The sequence below is a fragment of the Rothia sp. HMSC075F09 genome (assembly GCF_001810515.1).
GTDB lineage: Bacteria > Actinomycetota > Actinomycetes > Actinomycetales > Micrococcaceae > Rothia.
In genome coordinates this window covers 11,797-12,211 of the sequence record NZ_KV801791.1, presented here as the reverse complement: position 1 = coordinate 12,211, position 415 = coordinate 11,797, and positions in this window count along the sequence as shown.

Sequence of the window (415 nt, the reverse complement as noted above, 5' to 3'; positions counted from 1 at the left end):
ATGAAAGTCCCCACCCGAAGGCGGGGAAATCAGTCTTGATGACCACCCGAGAGGCGGTTCATCCGTGCCTCAATGAAAGTCCCCGCCCGAAGACGGGGAAATTGCGCCAGGTGGACCGCCTCATTGACCTCACTCTCCTGCCTCAATGAAAGTCCCCACCCGAAGGCGGGGAAATCAACGATTCCCACGCGGCGCGCCCAGTCTCCGTCTGAGCCTCAATGAAAGTCCCCGCCCGAAGGCGGGGAAATGGTACACGCCCGTTACTGTGGGGCTCACCTTCAAGCCTCAATGAAAGTCCCCGCCCGAAGGCGGGGAAATGTAAACCTCGACCATCGTATCGACGTCCTGGATAGCGCCTCAATGAAAGTCCCCGCCCGAAGGCAGGGAAATTGCAGATTGCGCAGGAGCTTCTGGC